Source organism: Delftia sp. WSY_12 (genome assembly GCF_043104645.1).
Taxonomy (GTDB): domain Bacteria; phylum Pseudomonadota; class Gammaproteobacteria; order Burkholderiales; family Burkholderiaceae_C; genus Comamonas; species Comamonas tsuruhatensis.
Genome location: NZ_JBICKW010000003.1, coordinates 277058 through 295017, shown reverse-complemented (window position 1 = coordinate 295017; position 17960 = coordinate 277058). Strand labels below are relative to the sequence as shown.

Genomic DNA, 17960 nt, shown 5'->3' with positions numbered 1-17960 from the left:
CAATCTGATGCATGCCCGCCGCGTCGAAAACCGGCGCGGCCCAGCCCAGTGACACCGAGGAAGGGCCGCCCCGCACCGAGGGTGTCGTCCCCCTCCCGCGCAGCGAGAGAGGGGGAAGGCGCGAAGCGACTCAGGGGGTGGTACGCACTTTGCATACAAGGACGAACGAGTAGAAGCGTTCAGCACGCGCCCAGTGCGCGTTGCCCGGAAATTGCTCATGTCACGCCAGCCGCCCGGCCCCATGCCAGCGGCCGGTCCCCATGTTGATAGCGACTGAGAGTTCCACCATGCAACGCCGCCATTTCCTTGCCGCCGCCGCCCTTCCCGCTGCCAGTGCCGTGATGCCCGGTGCCTTCGCCCAGGGCAAGGCGCTGACACCGCTGAAGTTCACGCTGGACTTTCGCGTGACCTCGCAGACCGCGCCCTTTTTCGTGGCGCTGCAAAAGGGCTACTACCGCGACGAGGGGCTGGACGTGAGCATCGACGTGGGCTCGGGCTCGGTGGCATCCATCACGCGGGTGGCCAGTGGCGCCTACCAGCTGGGCCTGGGCGACATCAGCTCGCTGATCGAGTTCAATGCGCAGAACGCGGGCGCGGCGCGCGTGCAGGCCGTCTACCAGTACTACAACCGCGCGCCGTTCGCCATCATCGGCCGCAAGGACCGGGGCATCACGGGCGAGTTCGCCAGCCTCAAGGGCAAGAAGGTGGCCGCCGCCGCCGTGGAGTCCACGCGCCGCGTCTGGCCCCTGGTTGCGCAGCGCCAGAACCTGCCGGTCGACCTGTTCGCCTGGACCACGACGGAGTTCTCGGCGCGCGACAACGTGGTGGTGCGCGGCGATGTGGATGCGGCCACCTATTTCCATGACTCGGCCGTGTCGCTGTTCGCACGCATCAAGCCCGAGGAGCTGTCGGTGCTGCGCTACACCGATGCGGGCGTGCAGCTGTACGGCAATGCCATCCTGGCCTCCAGCGCTCTGGTGGCCGAGCAGCCGGCGCTGGTGGCGGGATTCCTGCGTGCCAGCAACCGCGCCCTCATCGAATGCCTGGCCCAGCCTGCGCTGGCCGTGGCCGCCGTGCGCCAGCGCGAGCCCATCCTGGATGAAAAGCTGGAACTGGCGCGCTGGGCCATCACCTCGCAATACCTGGCCGCGCCCGATACGCAGCGCCACGGCCTGGGCGACATCGACCCGCAGCTGCTGGCCCGACAGGCCGAGCAGGTCAGCCAGGTCTTCGGCCTCAAGGCACCCGTGTCGGCCGACGCGCTGTTCAACCGCAGCCTGCTGCCGCCGCTGGCCGCGCGCATGGCCAAGGCCTGAGGGAGTGCACATGGACCACGCCACCGTTTCACTGCCCCTTGAGGCCTCGCTCGACGAGCGCGACGGCCTGTACCTGCGCCGCGCCATCGCCATGGCCGACCGCGCGCGCCAGCGCGGCAATCGCCCTTTCGGCGCACTCATCGTGGCCGCCGATGGCCGCGTGCTGGCCGAGGCCTCCAACGCCAACGGCGAGAGCGGCGACTGCACGGCCCATGCCGAGCTGTCGGCCATCCGCCTGGCCAGCCCCCTGCATGACCGCGAGGCGCTGTCCGCAGCCACCTTGTATTCATCGGCCGAGCCCTGCGTGATGTGCGCGGGCGCCATCTTCTGGTCGGCCATAGGCCGCGTGGTCTACGGCATCGACGCGGTGCGCCTGCGCGAATTCCGCGGCGAGCGCCTGGACCAGAAGGATGCCGAGCTGTCCTGCCGCGATGTGTTCGCCGCCTCGTCCCACGCCATCGAATGCATAGGCCCGGCGCTGATCGGCGAGGCCGCCGCATCGCACCAGGGCGCCTGGAAAAGCTGACCCGGCCCCGTTCCGTCCCCACCGTTTCTTTTGACCACCAGAGAGGAAGCCCACCATGCAAAAACGACTGTTCCTGCACACCGTCCTGGCCCTGTCCGCCAGCGCGGGCCTGGCAACGGCCCATACACAGGCCCACGCGGCCACGCCGCTGAAGTTCCAGCTGGACTGGCGCTTCGAGGGGCCGGCCGCCTTCTTCCTGCAGCCGGTGGCCAAGGGCTACTTCAAGGACGCGGGCCTGGATGTCACGGTCGATGCCGGCAGCGGCTCGGGCGGCGTGGTGCAGCGCGTGGCCTCGGGCGCCTATGACCTGGGCTTTGCCGACATCGCGGCGCTGATGGAGTTCCAGGCCAACAACCCGGACATGCCCAACAAGCCCGTGGCCGTGATGATGGTCTACAACAACACGCCGGCCTCGGTGATGGCGCTCAAGAAAAGCGGCATCGCCAGGACGGCCGACCTCACCGGCAAGAAGCTGGGCGCGCCCGTGTTCGATGCGGGCCGCCGCGCCTTCCCGCTGTTCGCCAAGGCCAACCAGGTCGGCACCGTGCAGTGGACGGCCATGGACCCGCCGCTGCGCGAGACCATGCTGGTGCGCGGCGACGTGGATGCCATCACGGGCTTCACCTTCACCTCGCTGCTGAACCTGGAGGCGCGCGGCATCAAGGCCGCCGACGTGGTGGTCATGCCCTATGCGGACTTCGGCGTGAAGCTGTACGGCAACGCCATCATCGCCAGCCCGAAGCTGATCAAGGAGAACCCGGCCGCCATCAAGGCCTTCCTGCAGGCCTTCGCCAAGGGGGCCAAGGAAGTCATCGCCAACCCGGGCGCGGCCATTGCCTACGTGAAGGAGCGCGACGGCATCGTCAACACCCAGCTGGAGACGCGCCGCCTGCAACTGGCCATCGACACCGTGGTCAACAGCGCCGACGCACGTGCCGAGGGCTTTGGCCAGGTCGTGCCCACACGGCTGTCGCTGATGGCGTCGCAGGTCTCCGATGTCTACGCCACCAAGACGCGCGTGAACCCGGCCGAGGTCTGGAACGGCAGCTTCCTGCCGTCTGCGGCCGAGCTGAACATCCTGCCCAAGAAGTGACGACAAAGTGATTGACACCGTGCGCGTGCGCCAGCGGGTGGCGCGCACGGCCCTTGCCTGCTGCCTGACATGAATTCCTCCACATCCCACGGCGATGACGACGCCTTCTTCGTCGAGTTCCGCGACGTCTGGCTTGCCTACAACGAGGAGCTGCTGCGCGCCAACCACTTCGCGGTCGAGGCCATCGACCTGCAGGTGCGGCGCGGCGAGTTCATCGCCATCGTCGGCCCCTCGGGCTGCGGCAAGTCCACCTTCATGAAGCTGACCACGGGGCTGAAGATGCCGTCCATGGGCCGCGTCATGGTCAACGGCGAGCGCGTGACCGGGCCGCTGAAGATCTCGGGCATGGCCTTCCAGGCGCCGTCGCTGCTGCCCTGGCGCACCACGGTGGACAACGTGCTGCTGCCGCTGGAGATCGTGGAGCCGCACCGCTCGCTGTTCCGCCAAAAGCGCAAGGAGTACGAGGCGCGTGCGCGCGCCCTGCTGCAGAAGGTGGGCCTGGGCGGCTACGAGGACAAGTACCCCTGGCAGCTGTCGGGCGGCATGCAGCAGCGCGCCAGCATCTGCCGCGCGCTAATCCACGAGCCCCAGATGCTGCTGCTGGACGAACCCTTCGGCGCGCTGGACGCCTTCACGCGCGAGGAGCTGTGGTGCGTGCTGCGCGACCTGCAGGCCGAGCAGCGCTTCAACGTCATCCTGGTCACGCACGACCTGCGCGAAAGCGTCTTCCTGGCCGACACCGTGTACGTGATGAGCAAGAGCCCGGGCCGCTTCGTGGTGCGCCGCGACATCGAGCTGCCGCGCCCGCGCGAGCTGGAGCTGACCTACACGCGCGAATTCACCGACATCGTGCACGAGCTGCGCGGCCACATCGGCGCCATGCGCAAGACCGGCGCGGCCATCCAACAATAGAACGGGGGAGATTCACATGCACAAGAAATACGCGGAACGCTGGGCGCCCTGGGTGCTGCTGCTGGCGGTCATCCTGCTGTGGCAGGTCATCTGCTCGGCCTTCGAGGTCTCGGAATTCATCTTCCCCAGCCCCTGGGCCATCGGCCGGCAGCTGGCCGAGTTCAGCGGCATCATCGCCGCCCATGCCTGGCGCACCTACTGGGTGACGATGGCGGGCTTTGGCATCGCCATCGTGGTGGGCGTGCTGCTGGGCTTTCTGATCGGCTCCTCGCGCCTGGCCTATGCGGCGTTCTATCCGCTGATGACGGCCTTCAACGCGCTGCCCAAGGCGGCCTTCGTGCCCATCCTGGTGGTCTGGTTCGGCATCGGCGCGGGGCCGGCCATCCTCACGGCCTTCCTGATCAGCTTCTTTCCCATCATGGTCAACATCGCCACGGGCCTGGCCACGCTGGAGCCCGAACTGGAGGATGTGCTGCGCGTGCTGGGCGCCCGGCGCTGGGACGTGCTGATCAAGGTCGGCCTGCCGCGCTCCATGCCCTACTTCTACGGCTCGCTGAAGGTGGCGATCACCCTGGCCTTCGTGGGCACCACGGTCAGCGAGATGACGGCGGCCAACGAGGGCATCGGCTACCTGCTGGTGTCGGCCGGCTCGTCCATGCAGATGGGCCTGGCCTTTGCCGGCCTGATCGTGGTGGGCGCCATGGCCATGGTGATGTACGAGCTGTTCAGCGCCATCGAAAAGCGCACCACGGGCTGGGCACGGCGCGGCTCGCAGGGTGAGTGAGTGAGAATCCGGCCATGATGCCCGCACCCACGACGCCGCCGCCTATGACGCCCATGACGCCCCTGACCGACGAACAGGCGGCCCGCCAGCTGCGGCGCGCAGGCGCCGTGGCCGAGCGGGCCATGGCCATGGGCCGCCATCCCTTTGGCGCGCTGCTGCTGGCGCCCGACGGCGAGACCGTGCTGGCCGAGCAGGGCAACATCGACACGGTGAACCATGCGGAGTCCACGCTGGCGCGCACGGCCGCCGCCAACTATCCGGGCGCCTACCTGGCGCAGTGCACTCTGGTCACTACCTTCGAGCCCTGCGCCATGTGCGCCGGAACCATCTACTGGGCCGGCATAGGCCGCGTGCTCTACGGCGCCGAGGAAACGGCGCTGCTGGCGCTGACGGGCAACCATCCCGAAAATCCCACGCTGTCCCTGCCCTGCCGCGAGGTCTTCGCGCGCGGGCAGCGCGCCGTGCAGGTCGTGGGGCCCGTGCCTGCGCTGCAGGAGGAGATGCTGGCGCCGCACCGGGGCTTCTGGCAACAGGGCTGAGCCGCCTGCGCGGGCGGCTCAACTGCGGCAGCCGGCCAGCGCGTCCAGGGGCTTCTGGTAGGTGGGGCTGGTCACGTCCAGCAGGCCCAGGGTGGTGTGGTAGAGGTTGTCGTGCGACAGCGGCGCGTCCAGCTGGCCGCGCACGCAGCGTTCGGACACGCCGGTGCGCTCGCCCAGGTTGCCCAGCCAGGCGATCATGGGAATGTGCTTTTGCTCGTCGGGCGCCATGGCGTAGGGCATGCCGTGCAGGTAGATGCCCATCTCGCCCAGCGACTCGCCGTGATCGGACATGTAGACCATGCCGGTCTGGTAGCGCGATTGCTGGCGCGTCAGCCAGTCGATGGTCTGCGACAGGAAATGGTCGTTGTAGCGGATGGAGTTGTCGTAGACATTGACCACCTGCTCGCGCGTGCAGCCGGACAGCGCATTGGTCAGGCATTCTGGCTGGAAGACCTTGGTCTCCGGCGTGGAGCGCTTGTAGTAGGCCGGCCCGTGGCTGCCCATCTGGTGCATGACCAGCACCACGCCGCGCTCGCGGCGCTCGCGCGGCAGCGCGGCGATGCGTTCGTCGATGCCGCTGAGCAGGATGCCGTCCAGGCATTCGCCGTCGCTGGAGCACAGGGCCTTGCCGTCGGGCGTGTTCAGGCGGTCAGCCGTGCTGGCGTTGGGAATGCGTTCGCACACGCCCTTGCAGCCAGCCTGGTTGTCCACCCACAGCACGGCCAGGCCGGCGTTGTACAGCACGTCCACCAGGTTGTCGTAGTCCACCTTGCTCTTGTAGAAGCCCGTGCGGCCCAGGTGCGAGAACATGCAGGGCACGGATTCGCGCGTGCTGGTGCCGCAGGACGTCACGTTGCTCCAGTTGAGCACCTTGCGCCTGGCCAGCTCGGGCGTGGTGTCGCGCGCATAGCCGTTCAGTCCCCAGTTGGCGGCGCGCGCCGTCTCGCCCACCACGATGACGAACAGCGGCGGCTTGCGCTCGGCCGCGTAGGTGGCGCCCAGCGTGGCGCCGGCCGCAATGCTGGCAAACGGGCGCTTGGGCCGCAGGATGGGCTTGAGCACCGCGTCCAGCGAGGCCAGCACGGGGCTCACGGGGTTGAGCATGTGGCGCATCCACAGGTTGTTGCGGATCACGGGGGCCAGCTCGCGGTACGAGACAAAGACCGAGGCGGCCAGCAGCACCACCGAGGCGGCCAGCAGCCCCAGCGTGCGCAGCACCGTCTGCGTGCTGCGGCGCGGGCGGATGATGCGCAGCCGCAGCAGCCAGGCCGTGGGCAGGCCGGCCACCAGCAGCAGTTGCAGCAGCAACTGGGGGTTGAACAGGTCGCTGCTTTCGCGCAGGTCGGTCTGCAGGATGTTGTTGATCATGCCGCCGTCCATCACCGTGCCGTAGGCGGTCATGAAGTACTGGGCCGAGCCGGCAATCCAGGGCAGGGCGATCCACAGCGGCTTCATGCCGCGCGGCCAGGCCGTCAGCGACAGCAGCAGCAGGATGCCGCCCAGGCCCAGCGGCAGCAGGCGCAGCACCAGGGTGGCCAGGCTGCCGTCATAGCCTTCGAGGTGGGGCAGGCGCAGCCACAGCGCCCAGTTCGCCGTGGCCAGCAGCCACAGCGCCAGCACCAGGGCCACGGCCTGGGGCGAGCGCGGGGCGCTCCAGGCCGTGCGCAGCCGTGCCGGGAGGCTGGCGGGGGCAGGCTGGGCAGAAGATGGGGCCGGGGCTTGGCCGGTGCCGGAGGAGCCGGCAAAGGGGGGGCGGGCGAGCAGGCGTTCTGACATGGCCGCGAGCGTAGAATTCGCAGCTTAAGAACATCTGAACCCCGCGTTCAGACTCCGTTCAGCTTGAACCCCTCCCGTCCCCTCTGTTGCGCCCGTACCCGGTGCACACCCTGATGTGCGAAGGCCCAACCTCCCATGCGAATCCTGCTGGTCGAAGACGATGAGGCCCTGGCCCAGGCGGTGGGCAGCTATCTGCGCTCCAAGGCCTTTCTGATCGACAGCGTGCCTTCTCTGGCCCAGGCGCGCGCCTGCCTGGCCGGTGCCAGCTACGCGGCCGTGCTGCTGGACCTGCACCTGGCCGACGGTGACGGCCTGGCGCTCATGCCCACGCTGCGCCGGCTGGCGCAGCCTCCCGTCACCATCGTGCTGACGGCCCGCGACCAGGTCAGCGATCGCATCCGCGGGCTGGATGCGGGGGCCGACGACTATCTGGTCAAGCCCTACGACCCCGAGGAACTGCTGGCCCGCCTGCGCGCCGTGAGCCGGCGCGGCGGCGGCATGCAGGCCGGGCAGGACGCCGTGCTGCGCATGGGCACGCTGGAGATCGACCTGGCCCGCGAAATGGTGCGCGACGCCGGCCGCACCCTGCTGCTCACGCCCAAGGAATGGGCGCTGCTGCGCGTGCTCACGGCCCAGCCGCAGCGTGTGCACGCGCGCGAGCATCTGCTCGATGCGCTCTACGGCTTCGATGCCGAGGCCGACAGCAACACGCTGGAAGTGTTCATCAGCCGGCTGCGCCGCAAGCTCGGGCGCGACCGCATCCTGACCGTGCGCGGCACCGGCTACCGCCTGGCCCTCGAGCATGGATGAGCCGCAGCGCTACAGCCTGGCGCTGCCGCCCCGTCTGGCCGACCAGCTGGCCCGCGAGCTGACACTGGCCCTGGCCGCCGTCTGGCTGGCCTGCGTGCTGGCGCTGGCCTGGTATGTCAGCCACATCGTGCACCACAACTTCGACCAGGAAATGATCGACAGCGGCCACCGCCTGCTGGAGGTGGCCGTGCACCAGCTGGAACAGGAAGACCACTCGCGCGAGGGCGTGCAGCGCCCGCATGTGGCCTCGCAGCCGGGCGACGAGGCCGAGGATCTGGTCTACCAGCTGCAGGACGGCCGCGGCAACGTGCTGCTGCGCACCCAGGCCGCCCCCGTGGCGGCCTTTGCCGTGCCCATGCGTGAGGGCTTCTACGAGCGCGAGGGCTGGCGCATCTATGTGGTGGCCCATCCCCGGCAGCCGCTGTTCCTGATGCTGGCCGATCCCATGGTCGAGCGCAGCGAGGCGCTGCAGCGGGCGCTGCTGGCGCTGGGCGCGGTGATGCTGGTCATGCTCGCCCTCATGGGCTGGGCGCTGCGCGTGACCGCGCGGCGGCGCCTGCGCGTGCTGCGCGACATGCAGCTGCAGCTGAGCGAGCGCGGCGGCTCCAACCTGGAGCCGCTGGACCTGGACGCCATGCCGCGCGAGCTGTGGCGGCTGGGCCGGGGCATCAACCACCTGATGCAGCGCCTGTCGCATGCGCTGCAGGTGGAGCGCTCCATGGCCGCCAATGCGGCCCACGAGCTGCGCACGCCGCTGGCCGTGGCCACGCTGCGCTTGCAGACGGCCCTGGACCGTGGCGTGGACAACGCCGACGTGCGGGCCGCGCACGAGGCGCTGGAGCGGCTGAGCCAGCGCACGGAAAAGCTGCTGCAGCTGTCGCGCGCGGCCTCGGGCTCGGCGCTGGCGCAGGACGATGTGCGGCTGGATACGCTGGCCAGCATGGTGGCCTCCGAGTTCTGGCAGCAGGACGAATCCACCCAGCTGCGGCTGGACGTGGTGCTGCCCGAGCAGCCCTGCGGGCCGGTGGCGGGCGACGTGGACACGCTGGCCATTGCCTTGCGCAACCTGGTGGAGAACGCGCTGCGCTACAGCGATGGCTCGGAGGTGCTGCTCGAAGTCTGCGACAGCCATACCGTCCAGGTGCGCGACGAGGGGCCGGGCATGGACGCCGTGGCGCTGGGCACCGCGCGCGAGCGCCATGTGCGCCATGTGGACGATCTGCGCCTGCCCCAGGGCGCCGTGCGCGAACTGGCATCGCCGGGCTATGGCCTGGGCCTGTCCATCGTGTCCATGATCGTGGCCCAGCACGGCGGCAGCCTGCAGCTGCAGTCGCCACCGCCTGGCAGCTCCAGCGGCCTGCTGGCACGCATTCAGTTGCCGGGGCGCGATCCGTCCGCGGATTCCGACGCCCCGGCCTGATCCGGGGCGCAGGCAGGCGGCAGGGGCGCATCGGCGGGCATGAGACCGCACAGCCTTGTGTTGCGCTGCAAGGCAGGCAGGGCGGCCAGTTTCTCTACCTCGGCATAGAAACGCTGCCAGCCCTGGGCGGCCTCGCCGCCGGCCTGGGCCGGCGCCTGGGTCTGCGCCTTTTTCCACAGCGCGGTGAACGCAGGCACCCAGTCGTCGTAGGCGGCCAGCGCGCCAAAGCTGGCGTTGTTGGCATCGGCTACCCACTGGTCCAGCCGCGCCTGGTTGCGGTCGTAGAGCTGGCGCTGTGCATCGGTGGTCAGCAGAGCGGCATCGGCGCTGCGCCATTGCGCGCGCAGCGCGGCGTAGTCGCTGCGGAACTGCTGGTAGATCTGCGCCTTGGCCTGCGCCATGGCGGGGCCGCGCTGCTGCGGGTCCTGGTAGAGCTGCTGCAGTGCCTGGCGCGTGTGGCCGGTCAGTGCCCGCCACTGCGCGCGCCGCAGCTGGCCTGCATCCCAGCGTGCGCGGGCGGCGGGGCCGGCCTCGGTGGCCAGCCACAGCGGCGTGCCCAGGCGCTCCACGGTGGTGGCAAAGGATTCGTTGAAGGCCGTGTCGCCGGCCACATAGACCACCTGGTGGGCCAGTTCGTGGAACAGCAGGCCGGCGAACTCGCCCTCGCCCCAGCCGATGAAGGTGTTGAGCAGCGGATCGCCGCCCAGCCAGTTCAGGTAGCCCAGCGTGGAATAGGCGGGCACGCCGTAGCTGCCGGACTCCAGGCCCTGGTCGGCCAGTTGCCGTGCCTGGGCCATGGCGTCGGCCTCGGCAAAGTAGCCCCGGTAGCCCACGCAGCCGGCCACCGGAAAGCACCAGCGGTGCAGCTCCAGGCTGTCGGGCGGCGCGGCCACCACGTTCCATACGGCAAACGGCCGCTGCAGATCGGCGTAGCGGCGGTAGCTGGCGTTGTCGGGCAGGCCCAGCCGTTGCACGGCGAAGCTGCGCATGCGCTGGGCCGCAAGCAGGCGCTCGCGCAGCGCGGGTGCCAGGTTGTCGTCCTGCAGCCAGTCGTCAATGGGGCGGCTGGCCTGCAGCAGGTGTATCTGGCCGCGCAGGCTTTGCCAGTAATAGCCCAGGCCGTCGCCGCCGGCCCCCGTGCTGGCACAGCCGCCCAGCAGCAGGCCTATGCCCGCCAAAATCGCGGGCAGGCCGCGCCTGACTACACTCAAGCCTTCACGCACCCTTGGCCCCCTTGCTGCTTTCATGGACTTCTTCACGCTGGCGATCATTGTCTTCATCGCAATCTACCTTCTCAAGACGCAGGAGCAGCGCCGGCATACCCTGCTGCTGGCCCAGTATCTGGGGCGTTTCCAGATAGAGAAGCTGATGGGCGGCCTGATCGAAGGCTATCTGCGCGCCCTGGGCGAGAACGACGAGCAGCGCCGCGGCCAGATCTGGACCGTGCTGGACAACACCGAAACCAGCCTGGTCGAGCAGTTCCAGCGCTTTGCCAAGGAAATGGCCTCGGCCGATCCGCAGCTCACGCGCGTGAGCACGCTGCCCGTGGCGCTGCCCTATCTGGACCGGCTGTTCCCGTCGTCCGGCTTCGATCTGCGCGAAGCCATGCAGCTGCATGCGCGCGGCATTGCCTCCGTGCGCGTGGCCGACAGCGCCACCGAGGAAGAACGCCGTGCGCGCGCCTTCATGATGACGGCCGAGCTGTTGCTCATGCAGTACACCTGTCATTGGTTTTGCAAATCGCGCGCCGTGGCATCCCTGCGGCTGGTCGCACGGCACAAGACGCCCTTCGAGCAAGTGCTTGCTTCGGTGAGTGACCAGACACGGCGCGACTACAGGCAGCTGATCGCCTGATCGCCCCCTCTGTGGCGGGGCGCCATGCCCCGCCATGCACAGCCCAGGCTGCGATTGACGCAGTGCGGCTTGCTGTCAAAAATGAACGCCATGACACAAGTGCTGAGCTCCATCGAGGCGCGGCTGGCGTCTCTCCCTGTTCCCGTGGCCGTGATCCTGCCGTCCGGCCAGCGCGCCGGTCCTGCGGATGCGCAGGTGGTGCTGCATTTCCAGTCCATGGCGGCCATGGCCAGCCTGGCGGCCGGGCAGATAGGGACACTGGGCAGTGCCATCGTGGAGGGGCTGGTACGCATCGATGGCCGCATGCGCGACGTGATGGCGGTGGCCGCCAGCCTGCTGCAATCCGATCCGGTGCGCGGCACATCGCACTGGTGGGTGCATGCCATGGCCCGCATGCGCTCCATGGCCGCGCACACGCTGGCGCGCGACGCCCAGCAGATCCAGTTCCACTACGACATCTCCGACGACTTCTACGGCCTGTGGCTGGACCCGCGCCGCGTCTATTCCTGCGCCTACTTCCGCGATCCGCAGATGACGCTGGCCCAGGCCCAGGAGGCCAAGCTCGACCACATCTGCCGCAAGCTGGACCTGCGGCCCGGCGAGCGTTTCCTGGACATCGGCGCGGGCTGGGGCGCGCTGCTGCTGTGGGCGGCCGAGCATTACGGCGTCACGGCCACGGGCATCACGCTCTCGCACAACCAGCACCGCCATGTGCAGCAGCTGATTGCCGAGCGCGGCCTGCAGGGCAGGGTGGACATGCAACTGCTGGACTACCGCGCGCTGGCGCCCGGCCAGCCCTTCGACAAGATAGGCTCGGTGGGCATGTTCGAGCATGTGGGCCAGGCCCAGCTGCCCGAGTACTTCCAGACCGTGCACCGCCTGCTGCGCCCGGGCGGCATGGCGCTGATCCACGGCATCACCGCGGGCGGCGTGGACAACACCCAGCTGGGCGCGGGCATGGGCGAGTTCATCGACCGCTACATCTTCCCCGGCGGCGAGCTGATGCATGTGAGCCGCGTGCTGCACGACATGGGCCACAGCGGGCTGGAAATGGTGGACACGGAGAACCTGCGGCCCCACTACGCACGCACGCTGTGGAACTGGTCCGACGCATTGGAGGCCCAGCTGCCGCAGGCGCAGCGTATCCTTGAGCAGCATGCCGATGCCGAAGGTGCCGCCAAGGTGCTGCGCGCCTACCGGCTCTATCTGGCGGGTTGCGCCATGGGCTTCGAGCGCGGCTGGATCGCCCTGCACCAGATGCTGTGCACGCATCCCGACGGACGGCTGCAGTCGGGGTCCATGGTGGGAGCCCAATCGGACTATGCTTTCAACCGCGAGTACATGTACCGCTGAGTGCATGACACGCCACACAGAAAAAGGATAGCCATGCTCTACAAGTTCAAGTCCCGTGCCACGGCCGACGTCATCATGCTCGAATCCAACGGCCGCCAGGTCCTGGAGATCGTCGGCAAGACGCCCGGCGCCAGCGGCATAATCACCGTCCAGCAGATCCCGGCCGCCATCGATGCGCTGGAAGCCGCCGTGGCCGATGACGATGCCCGCCGCAAGGCCAACCAGGAAGAGGATGCGCAGGATGGTGACCAGGACAATGCCGCACCGGGCGCACGCGATGCCGTCAGCCTGCGCCAGCGCGCTGCGCCCATGATCGACATGCTGCGCCGCAGCGCCGCCGAGAACAGCGACGTCACCTGGTAAGCCGGAGGCCCCCGCTGGCCCGTCAGGCGTTGATGCCCTTCATGCCTTCCTCCGTATAGCGCTGCCCGGCCACGGGCAGCTCGTCGCTGGCGCGCCGCAGCTCGTCCAGCTCGCCGGGCGTCAGTGCCACGGACAGCGCGCCCAGGTTGTCCTGCAGATGGGCGATGCGCCGGGTGCCCGGAATGGGCACCACGTCCGGCCCCTGGGCCAGCAGCCAGGCCAGGGCGATCTGCGCAGGCGTGCTGCCCTTGCGCTGCGCCAGGGCCGATACGGCACCCACCAGGGCCTGGTTGGTGTCGATGTTGCCGGGCTGAAAGCGCGGCAGGCTGGCGCGGAAATCGCCCTGCTCGAAGGCCGTGCCGCCATGAAAGCGTCCCGTGAGAAAGCCGCGCCCCAGCGGCGAATAGGCCACCAGCCCCACGCCCAGCTCGCGGCAGGCGGGCAGCACCTCGTCCTCCACCTCGCGCGTCCACAGCGAATACTCGGTCTGCACCGCCGCCACCGGGTGCACGGCATGGGCGCGGCGCAGCGTGGCTGCGCTGACCTCGCACAGGCCGATGCGGGCGATCTTGCCTTCCTGCACCAGGCGCGCCAGCCCTTGCATGGTCTCTTCGATGGGCCGCGTGGCATCGACGCGGTGCACGTAGTACAGGTCGATGCGCTCCACGCCCAGGCGCCGCAGCGAGTCCTCGCAGCTTTGCCGCGCGTACTGCGCGCTGTTGTCGATGCTGCGCCGGTACTCGCCGGCCTTGCGCACGATGCCGAACTTGGTGGCGATCTTCACGCGCGGCCGGCGCGAGGCCAGGAAGCGGCCGATCAGCTCCTCGTTGTGGTGCGGCCCGTAGACATCGGCCGTGTCCAGGAAGTCGATGCCGGCCTCCACGGCATGGTCCAGCGCCTGCAGCGCCAGGGCGTCGTCGCGCGGGCCATAGAACTCGCTCATGCCCATGCAGCCCAGGCCCAGGGCGGATACCTGCAGATCGTGGCCAAGTGTGCGTTGTTGCATTGCATATCCTCTTGCTGAAACAAGGGGCCAGTATGGTTTTCCGGGGTGGGCTTGCCTACTGAGAAAATCGCGCTTCGATCTTCCATTTCCGGAAAACATTTCCACAAAGGCTCTCCGCAAGGGCTTTCCAGGAAAACCAAGGAGCACTTCATTGCAGTGGGACGACGCCCGCATCTTCCTGGCCATTGCCCGCGCCGGTAGCCTGAGCGGTGCCTCGGCCGCGCTGGGGCTGGGCGTGGCCACGGTCTCGCGCCGGCTGGACCGGCTGGAGTCCGCGCTGGCCATGCCGCTGTTCAGCCGCCACCAGAGCGGCTATCGGCTCACGGCCGACGGCCAGGCGCTGCTGGCCCCGGCCGAGACGCTGGAGCAGGCGGCCCAGGCCCTGGGCGATGCCGCGCACAGCCAGGCGCAGGTCGCGGGCGTGGTGCGGCTGGCCACGGCGGAGAACCTGGCCAACCCGCTGATCGTGCCCTCGCTGGCGCAGTTGTTCGCGCGCCATCCGGGGCTGCGCGTGCAGCTGGTCAGCGGCGTGCAGACGCTGAACCTGCACCGGCGCGATGCCGACCTGGCCGTGCGCATGACCCAGCCCGAGGCCGGCCACGTCACGATCCGGCGCCTGGGAACGCTGGGTTTCGGCTTGTACGGATCGGCCGGCCATGTTGCTGGTCGCGCTGGCCGGAGCGGCTCGGACCCCTTCGAAGGCGACGCCTTCATCGGCTGGGACGACAGCCATGCCCACCTGCCCGCCGCACGCTGGATGGCGCGCGCCCTGCGCGGGCGTCCCTGCCGGCTGGAGACCAACACCCTGTCCGCGCAGCTGGCCGCGGCCCAGGCGGGCCTGGGCCTGGCCGTGCTGCCGCATTTCCTGGCGCGGCAGGCGGGGCTGGTCTGCGTGGAGCCGCAGCTGGGCGCCGATCAGCCCATCTGGCTTGCCATGCATGCCGACCTTGCCCATTCGCGGCGGGTGCGGGCCGTGGCGGACCACCTCATTGAACTGTTCGAGCGGCGGCATGCCGAACTCGAAGGCCCGGCCTGAGCCGCAGCAGGGGCCGCGCGCCGTGTTAAACACGCACGCAGATTGCGAGAAAGAAAGGACTTCCATGCACCGCCTCCGTCATTCCTCCCGATTCCTGCCCTGGCTGGGCGCGCTGGCCGCCACGCTGGCGCTGGCCGCCTGCGCCGACAGGCCCAAGGCGCCCACCGGCCCGCAGGCACCTCCGGGAGCGGCGGCGGCCGTGTATTCGCTGCTGTTTCTGGACAACGCCTCCAACCTCGGCCCCAAGGCGGCGGCCTACTGCATAGGCAACGGCCGGGGCTGGGCGCTGCTGGACCCCGATGCCGGCACGCTGGCCCTGCTCAGCGGCCAGAGCCAGGTGCGGCCGGCTTCGGCCTGCGACGTGGGCAAGGGCGGCGAGCAGGTGCTGGACCGGGCCAGCGGCCGGCCGGCGCTGATGTTCGGCGTCGAGCTTGTGCACTGCACGGCCTCGGGATCGCAATGCCTGATGCGCGGCAGCTACTACGAAGGTCCCGGCAACACGCAGAGCAACCTCTACAACGCAAGCCAGCGCGGCGGCAGCTGGCAGGCCGTGATGGCGCTGCGCGGGCCGGCGCCCTGAACCCTGCATCGCCGCTGTCGCGCCGTCCCCGCCAACGAAAAAGCCCGGCCGAAGCCGGGCTTGATCGTGGTTGCAACTGGGCGATCCGTCGCGGTGGTGGTCCTCGGGATCAGTCGGCGTAGGTGCCGGCTGCCTTGATGACCTTGCCCCACTTCTCGATCTCGGCCTGGACGAACTTCTTGTGGCCTTCGGGTTCGATGCGGCCGTCGCTGGCGATCACGGCGCCCAGGGCTTCCTGGCGCTTGATGAACTCGGGGTCCTTGAGGGCGGCCTTCATGGCCTCGTTGACCTTCTTGACGACGTCGGCCGGCGTGCCCTTGGGCGCGTACAGGCCATGCCAGATGGTGACCTGGAAGTCAGGCACGCCCACTTCGGCCAGCGTCGGCAGGTCCTTCAGTGCGGGCATGACCAGGCGCTTGGGCGTGGTCACGGCATAGGCCTGGACCTTCTTGGCCGTGATCTGGCCCGTGGTGTTGGTGGTCTGGTCGCACAGCAGGTCGACCTGGTTGCCGATCAGGTCGGCGATGGCCGGCGCGGCGCCCTTGTAGGGCACGGGCGTCATTTCGGTCTTCATGGCCGCCTGCAGCATCAGGCCGCACAGGTGGGAGGCGGAACCGATGCCGGCATTGGCCAGGTTGACCTTGCCCTGGTTCTTGCCGATCCAGTCCTTGACCTCGGCGAAGTTCTTGGCCGGCAGGCTGGGGCGGCCGATCAGGGTCATGGGCACGTCGTTGATGATGCCGGCGTACTCGAAGTCGTTGAGCACGTTGAACGACAGCTTGCGGTACAGCGACGGGATCGTGGACATGCCGATGTGGTTGATCAGCAGCGTGTAGCCGTCAGGGCGGGCACGTGCAGCCTTGGCCGTGCCGATGGTGCTGCCGGCGCCGTCGGCGTTGTCCACCACGATGGTGGCATTGTTCAGATGCTTGCGCATGGACTCGGCCAGATCGCGGGCCACCTTGTCGGTCGGGCCGCCTGCGGTGAACGGCACGATGAGGGTGATCGTCTTGCCTGCGGCAGGATAGTCCTGCGCATGAGCGCCAATGGCTGCGCCGGCTGCCAGGGCGATGGCTGCGATCTTGAACAATGCTTTCATAGTGTCTCCAGGTGAATGGCGTGCAAATGATAGGGGGCGATGCGTTTTCGCCCTAAAGGGCAAACACGCAAAAGAAACCGAATGCACGAGGAGACGGATTTTAAGAATTGTTTCTATTGCGCCGCAGCAGATTCCCTTGCCATTGATCTAGTGCAAACCCTGGGAGTCTTGACAGGCGTCATGTTTTCAGGGTCTGCGAATGCTGCTCGGCGGCGAGGCCGCCGTCCCCGCACCCCGGTGGCTACTTGTACGACCTCGCGTCTTCAATGACCTTCCCGTCATTGGGCAGGGTGCCCGGCAGCACCATCTGCACATCGCCGCGCAGCTTGGTGACTTCGCGCACGGCATCGGACAGTTGCTGGGCCAGGCCCGGTGAGGTTTCGCGGGTTTCGACCAGCAGCTGCATCTGGTCGTTGGCCATCTCGCCCGTGACCACCAGCCGCGCGCGCCCCACCTGGGGGAAGCGGCGCACGACGTCGGCAATCTGGCCCGGGTGCACGAACATGCCGCGCACCTTGGTGGTCTGGTCGGCGCGTCCCATCCAGCCCTTGATGCGTGCGTTGGTGCGGCCCGTGGGGCACTGGCCGGGCAGCACGGCAGAGAGGTCGCCCGTGCCGAACCGGATCAGCGGGTAGTCGGGATTGAACGTGGTGATCACCAGCTCGCCCACCTCGCCGGGGGCCACCGGGTCGCCCGTGCCGGGGCGCACGATCTCGACGATGACCTGCTCGTCCAGCACCAGGCCTTCGCGGGCCTCGGTCTCGTAGGCGATCAGGCCCAGGTCGGCCGTGGCATAGCACTGGTAGCCCGCGATGCCGCGCTCGGCCAGCCAGTCGCGCAGCGAGGGCGGGAAGGCCTCTCCCGAGACCATGGCCTTGGTCACGGAGGGGATGGGCAGGCCCATCTCCACGGACTTTTCCACAATGATCTTGAGGAAGCTGGGCGTGCCCACGTAGCCGGCGGGCCGCAGGTCGGCCATGGCCTGCACCTGCTGCTCGGTCTGGCCCGTGCCGCCTGCGAACACCGTGCAGCCCAGCGCATGGGCGCCGCTTTCCATCATCGAGCCCGCGGGCACGAAGTGGTAGCTGAAGCAGTTGTGCACCAGCTCGCCGGGACGAAAGCCCGAGGCATGCAGCGCGCGCGCCATGCGCCAGTAGTCGGGGCGGCGGCTCTCGGGCTCGTAGATGGGGCCGGGGCTGCAGAACAGGCGCGGCATGGGCTGGCCCAGGCCGATGGCGTTGAAGCCGCCGAAGATCTGCGCGGGCCGCTGCTCGGCCTGGCGCTGCAGCAGCTCGTACTTGCGCGTCACCGGCAGGCGGGCCAGGGCCTCGCGGCTGGTGATCTGCGTGGCATCGACGCCGGCCAGGATCTGGGCGAAGGCGGCAGAGTGTTGCTGCGCATGGGCGATCTGCCGGGGCAGGGCGGACAGCAGCGCCGCTTCGCGTTCGTCAGGGGTGCGCGTCTCCAGCGCGTCGTAGAAGGCACTCATGGCT

Annotated in this window: 18 protein-coding genes; 13 read left to right on the top strand and 5 right to left on the bottom strand. The window is 68.9% G+C overall.

Annotated elements, in window-relative coordinates; genetic code table 11:
- Positions 1 to 287: 287 nt before the first annotated feature.
- The 6 genes from ACF8LI_RS01615 to ACF8LI_RS01590 all read left to right on the top strand — a co-directional run bounded on the left by ACF8LI_RS01615 (position 288) and on the right by ACF8LI_RS01590 (position 5170).
- A complete protein-coding gene (locus tag ACF8LI_RS01615; protein ID WP_392411823.1) occupies positions 288 to 1316 on the top strand; it encodes an ABC transporter substrate-binding protein in 1029 nt (342 codons plus the stop codon).
- A gap of 10 nt (positions 1317 to 1326) precedes the next feature.
- Positions 1327 to 1842: a nucleoside deaminase gene (locus ACF8LI_RS01610; protein ID WP_012203068.1), complete on the top strand. Its 516-nt coding sequence runs from the start codon at positions 1327 to 1329 to the stop codon at positions 1840 to 1842.
- 55 nt (positions 1843 to 1897) lie between these two features.
- The gene (locus ACF8LI_RS01605) at positions 1898 to 2935 is read left to right on the top strand and encodes an ABC transporter substrate-binding protein (protein ID WP_017406666.1); all 1038 of its coding nucleotides are present in this window, start codon (positions 1898 to 1900) and stop codon (positions 2933 to 2935) included.
- A gap of 69 nt (positions 2936 to 3004) precedes the next feature.
- A complete protein-coding gene (locus ACF8LI_RS01600; protein WP_012203070.1) occupies positions 3005 to 3847 on the top strand; it encodes an ABC transporter ATP-binding protein in 843 nt (280 codons plus the stop codon).
- Positions 3848 to 3863: 16 nt separating this feature from the next.
- The gene (locus ACF8LI_RS01595) at positions 3864 to 4631 is read left to right on the top strand and encodes an ABC transporter permease (protein WP_012203071.1); all 768 of its coding nucleotides are present in this window, start codon (positions 3864 to 3866) and stop codon (positions 4629 to 4631) included.
- A gap of 14 nt (positions 4632 to 4645) precedes the next feature.
- Positions 4646 to 5170, top strand: a complete 525-nt coding sequence (locus ACF8LI_RS01590) for a nucleoside deaminase (RefSeq protein WP_392411821.1) — start codon at positions 4646 to 4648, stop codon at positions 5168 to 5170.
- Between the two features lie 18 nt (positions 5171 to 5188).
- On the opposite strand, the gene ACF8LI_RS01585 is transcribed toward ACF8LI_RS01590, so the two are convergent.
- Complete coding sequence (locus tag ACF8LI_RS01585) at positions 5189 to 6946, bottom strand: phosphoethanolamine transferase (RefSeq protein ID WP_392411819.1); 1758 nt, start codon at positions 6944 to 6946, stop codon at positions 5189 to 5191.
- A 135-nt stretch (positions 6947 to 7081) separates the two neighbouring features.
- On the opposite strand from ACF8LI_RS01585, the gene ACF8LI_RS01580 reads away from it, so the two are divergent.
- Both ACF8LI_RS01580 and ACF8LI_RS01575 read left to right on the top strand, forming a co-directional pair.
- Entirely contained in the window at positions 7082 to 7756 is a 675-nt protein-coding gene (locus ACF8LI_RS01580) for a response regulator transcription factor (RefSeq protein WP_016446608.1), read from the top strand.
- Positions 7749 to 9176 carry an ATP-binding protein gene (locus ACF8LI_RS01575; RefSeq protein WP_392411817.1) on the top strand — a complete coding sequence of 476 codons (1428 nt, stop codon included), beginning with the start codon at positions 7749 to 7751 and terminating at the stop codon, positions 9174 to 9176. The genes ACF8LI_RS01580 and ACF8LI_RS01575 overlap by 8 nt, the downstream gene beginning before the upstream one ends.
- Here the strand turns inward: ACF8LI_RS01575 and ACF8LI_RS01570 are convergent.
- Positions 9128 to 10399, bottom strand: a complete 1272-nt coding sequence (locus ACF8LI_RS01570) for an aminopeptidase (protein ID WP_392411964.1) — start codon at positions 10397 to 10399, stop codon at positions 9128 to 9130. The genes ACF8LI_RS01575 and ACF8LI_RS01570 overlap by 49 nt on opposite strands.
- A 22-nt stretch (positions 10400 to 10421) precedes the next feature.
- On the opposite strand from ACF8LI_RS01570, the gene ACF8LI_RS01565 reads away from it, so the two are divergent.
- From ACF8LI_RS01565 to ACF8LI_RS01555, 3 genes are read left to right on the top strand one after another with little or no spacing between them, the layout of a single operon-like run.
- A complete protein-coding gene (locus ACF8LI_RS01565; protein ID WP_392411816.1) occupies positions 10422 to 11030 on the top strand; it encodes a hypothetical protein in 609 nt (202 codons plus the stop codon).
- Between the two features lie 24 nt (positions 11031 to 11054).
- On the top strand, positions 11055 to 12383 hold the full coding sequence (locus ACF8LI_RS01560) for a class I SAM-dependent methyltransferase (protein WP_016446604.1): 1329 nt from the start codon (positions 11055 to 11057) through the stop codon (positions 12381 to 12383).
- A 33-nt stretch (positions 12384 to 12416) separates the two neighbouring features.
- On the top strand, positions 12417 to 12746 hold the full coding sequence (locus ACF8LI_RS01555; RefSeq protein WP_016446603.1) for a DUF1840 domain-containing protein: 330 nt from the start codon (positions 12417 to 12419) through the stop codon (positions 12744 to 12746).
- Between the two features lie 22 nt (positions 12747 to 12768).
- Here the strand turns inward: ACF8LI_RS01555 and ACF8LI_RS01550 are convergent, their stop codons facing one another.
- Complete coding sequence (locus ACF8LI_RS01550; protein ID WP_160851663.1) at positions 12769 to 13752, bottom strand: aldo/keto reductase; 984 nt, start codon at positions 13750 to 13752, stop codon at positions 12769 to 12771.
- Between the two features lie 151 nt (positions 13753 to 13903).
- On the opposite strand from ACF8LI_RS01550, the gene ACF8LI_RS01545 reads away from it, so the two are divergent.
- A complete protein-coding gene (locus ACF8LI_RS01545) occupies positions 13904 to 14788 on the top strand; it encodes a LysR family transcriptional regulator (RefSeq protein ID WP_047218497.1) in 885 nt (294 codons plus the stop codon).
- A 64-nt stretch (positions 14789 to 14852) separates the two neighbouring features.
- Positions 14853 to 15368, top strand: coding sequence for a hypothetical protein (locus tag ACF8LI_RS01540; protein ID WP_016446600.1), 516 nt, complete (start codon positions 14853 to 14855; stop codon positions 15366 to 15368).
- 109 nt (positions 15369 to 15477) lie between these two features.
- Here ACF8LI_RS01540 and ACF8LI_RS01535 read toward each other — a convergent pair whose 3' ends face one another.
- Complete coding sequence (locus ACF8LI_RS01535; RefSeq protein ID WP_016446599.1) at positions 15478 to 16467, bottom strand: tripartite tricarboxylate transporter substrate-binding protein; 990 nt, start codon at positions 16465 to 16467, stop codon at positions 15478 to 15480.
- A 241-nt stretch (positions 16468 to 16708) separates the two neighbouring features.
- Positions 16709 to 17956, bottom strand: a complete 1248-nt coding sequence (locus ACF8LI_RS01530) for a phenylacetate--CoA ligase family protein (protein ID WP_392411813.1) — start codon at positions 17954 to 17956, stop codon at positions 16709 to 16711.
- Between the last annotated feature and the right edge of the window lie 4 nt (positions 17957 to 17960).

Coding starts and splice junctions, on each gene's coding strand:
- ACF8LI_RS01615 (WP_392411823.1), top strand. CDS start 288: ATGCAACGCCGCCATTTCCTTGCCGCCGCCGCCCTTCCCGCTGCCAGT.
- ACF8LI_RS01610 (WP_012203068.1), top strand. CDS start 1,327: ATGGACCACGCCACCGTTTCACTGCCCCTTGAGGCCTCGCTCGACGAG.
- ACF8LI_RS01605 (WP_017406666.1), top strand. CDS start 1,898: ATGCAAAAACGACTGTTCCTGCACACCGTCCTGGCCCTGTCCGCCAGC.
- ACF8LI_RS01600 (WP_012203070.1), top strand. CDS start 3,005: ATGAATTCCTCCACATCCCACGGCGATGACGACGCCTTCTTCGTCGAG.
- ACF8LI_RS01595 (WP_012203071.1), top strand. CDS start 3,864: ATGCACAAGAAATACGCGGAACGCTGGGCGCCCTGGGTGCTGCTGCTG.
- ACF8LI_RS01590 (WP_392411821.1), top strand. CDS start 4,646: ATGATGCCCGCACCCACGACGCCGCCGCCTATGACGCCCATGACGCCC.
- ACF8LI_RS01585 (WP_392411819.1), bottom strand. CDS start 6,946: ATGTCAGAACGCCTGCTCGCCCGCCCCCCCTTTGCCGGCTCCTCCGGC.
- ACF8LI_RS01580 (WP_016446608.1), top strand. CDS start 7,082: ATGCGAATCCTGCTGGTCGAAGACGATGAGGCCCTGGCCCAGGCGGTG.
- ACF8LI_RS01575 (WP_392411817.1), top strand. CDS start 7,749: ATGGATGAGCCGCAGCGCTACAGCCTGGCGCTGCCGCCCCGTCTGGCC.
- ACF8LI_RS01565 (WP_392411816.1), top strand. CDS start 10,422: ATGGACTTCTTCACGCTGGCGATCATTGTCTTCATCGCAATCTACCTT.
- ACF8LI_RS01560 (WP_016446604.1), top strand. CDS start 11,055: ATGCCCCGCCATGCACAGCCCAGGCTGCGATTGACGCAGTGCGGCTTG.
- ACF8LI_RS01555 (WP_016446603.1), top strand. CDS start 12,417: ATGCTCTACAAGTTCAAGTCCCGTGCCACGGCCGACGTCATCATGCTC.
- ACF8LI_RS01550 (WP_160851663.1), bottom strand. CDS start 13,752: ATGCAACAACGCACACTTGGCCACGATCTGCAGGTATCCGCCCTGGGC.
- ACF8LI_RS01540 (WP_016446600.1), top strand. CDS start 14,853: ATGCACCGCCTCCGTCATTCCTCCCGATTCCTGCCCTGGCTGGGCGCG.
- ACF8LI_RS01535 (WP_016446599.1), bottom strand. CDS start 16,467: ATGAAAGCATTGTTCAAGATCGCAGCCATCGCCCTGGCAGCCGGCGCA.
- ACF8LI_RS01530 (WP_392411813.1), bottom strand. CDS start 17,956: ATGAGTGCCTTCTACGACGCGCTGGAGACGCGCACCCCTGACGAACGC.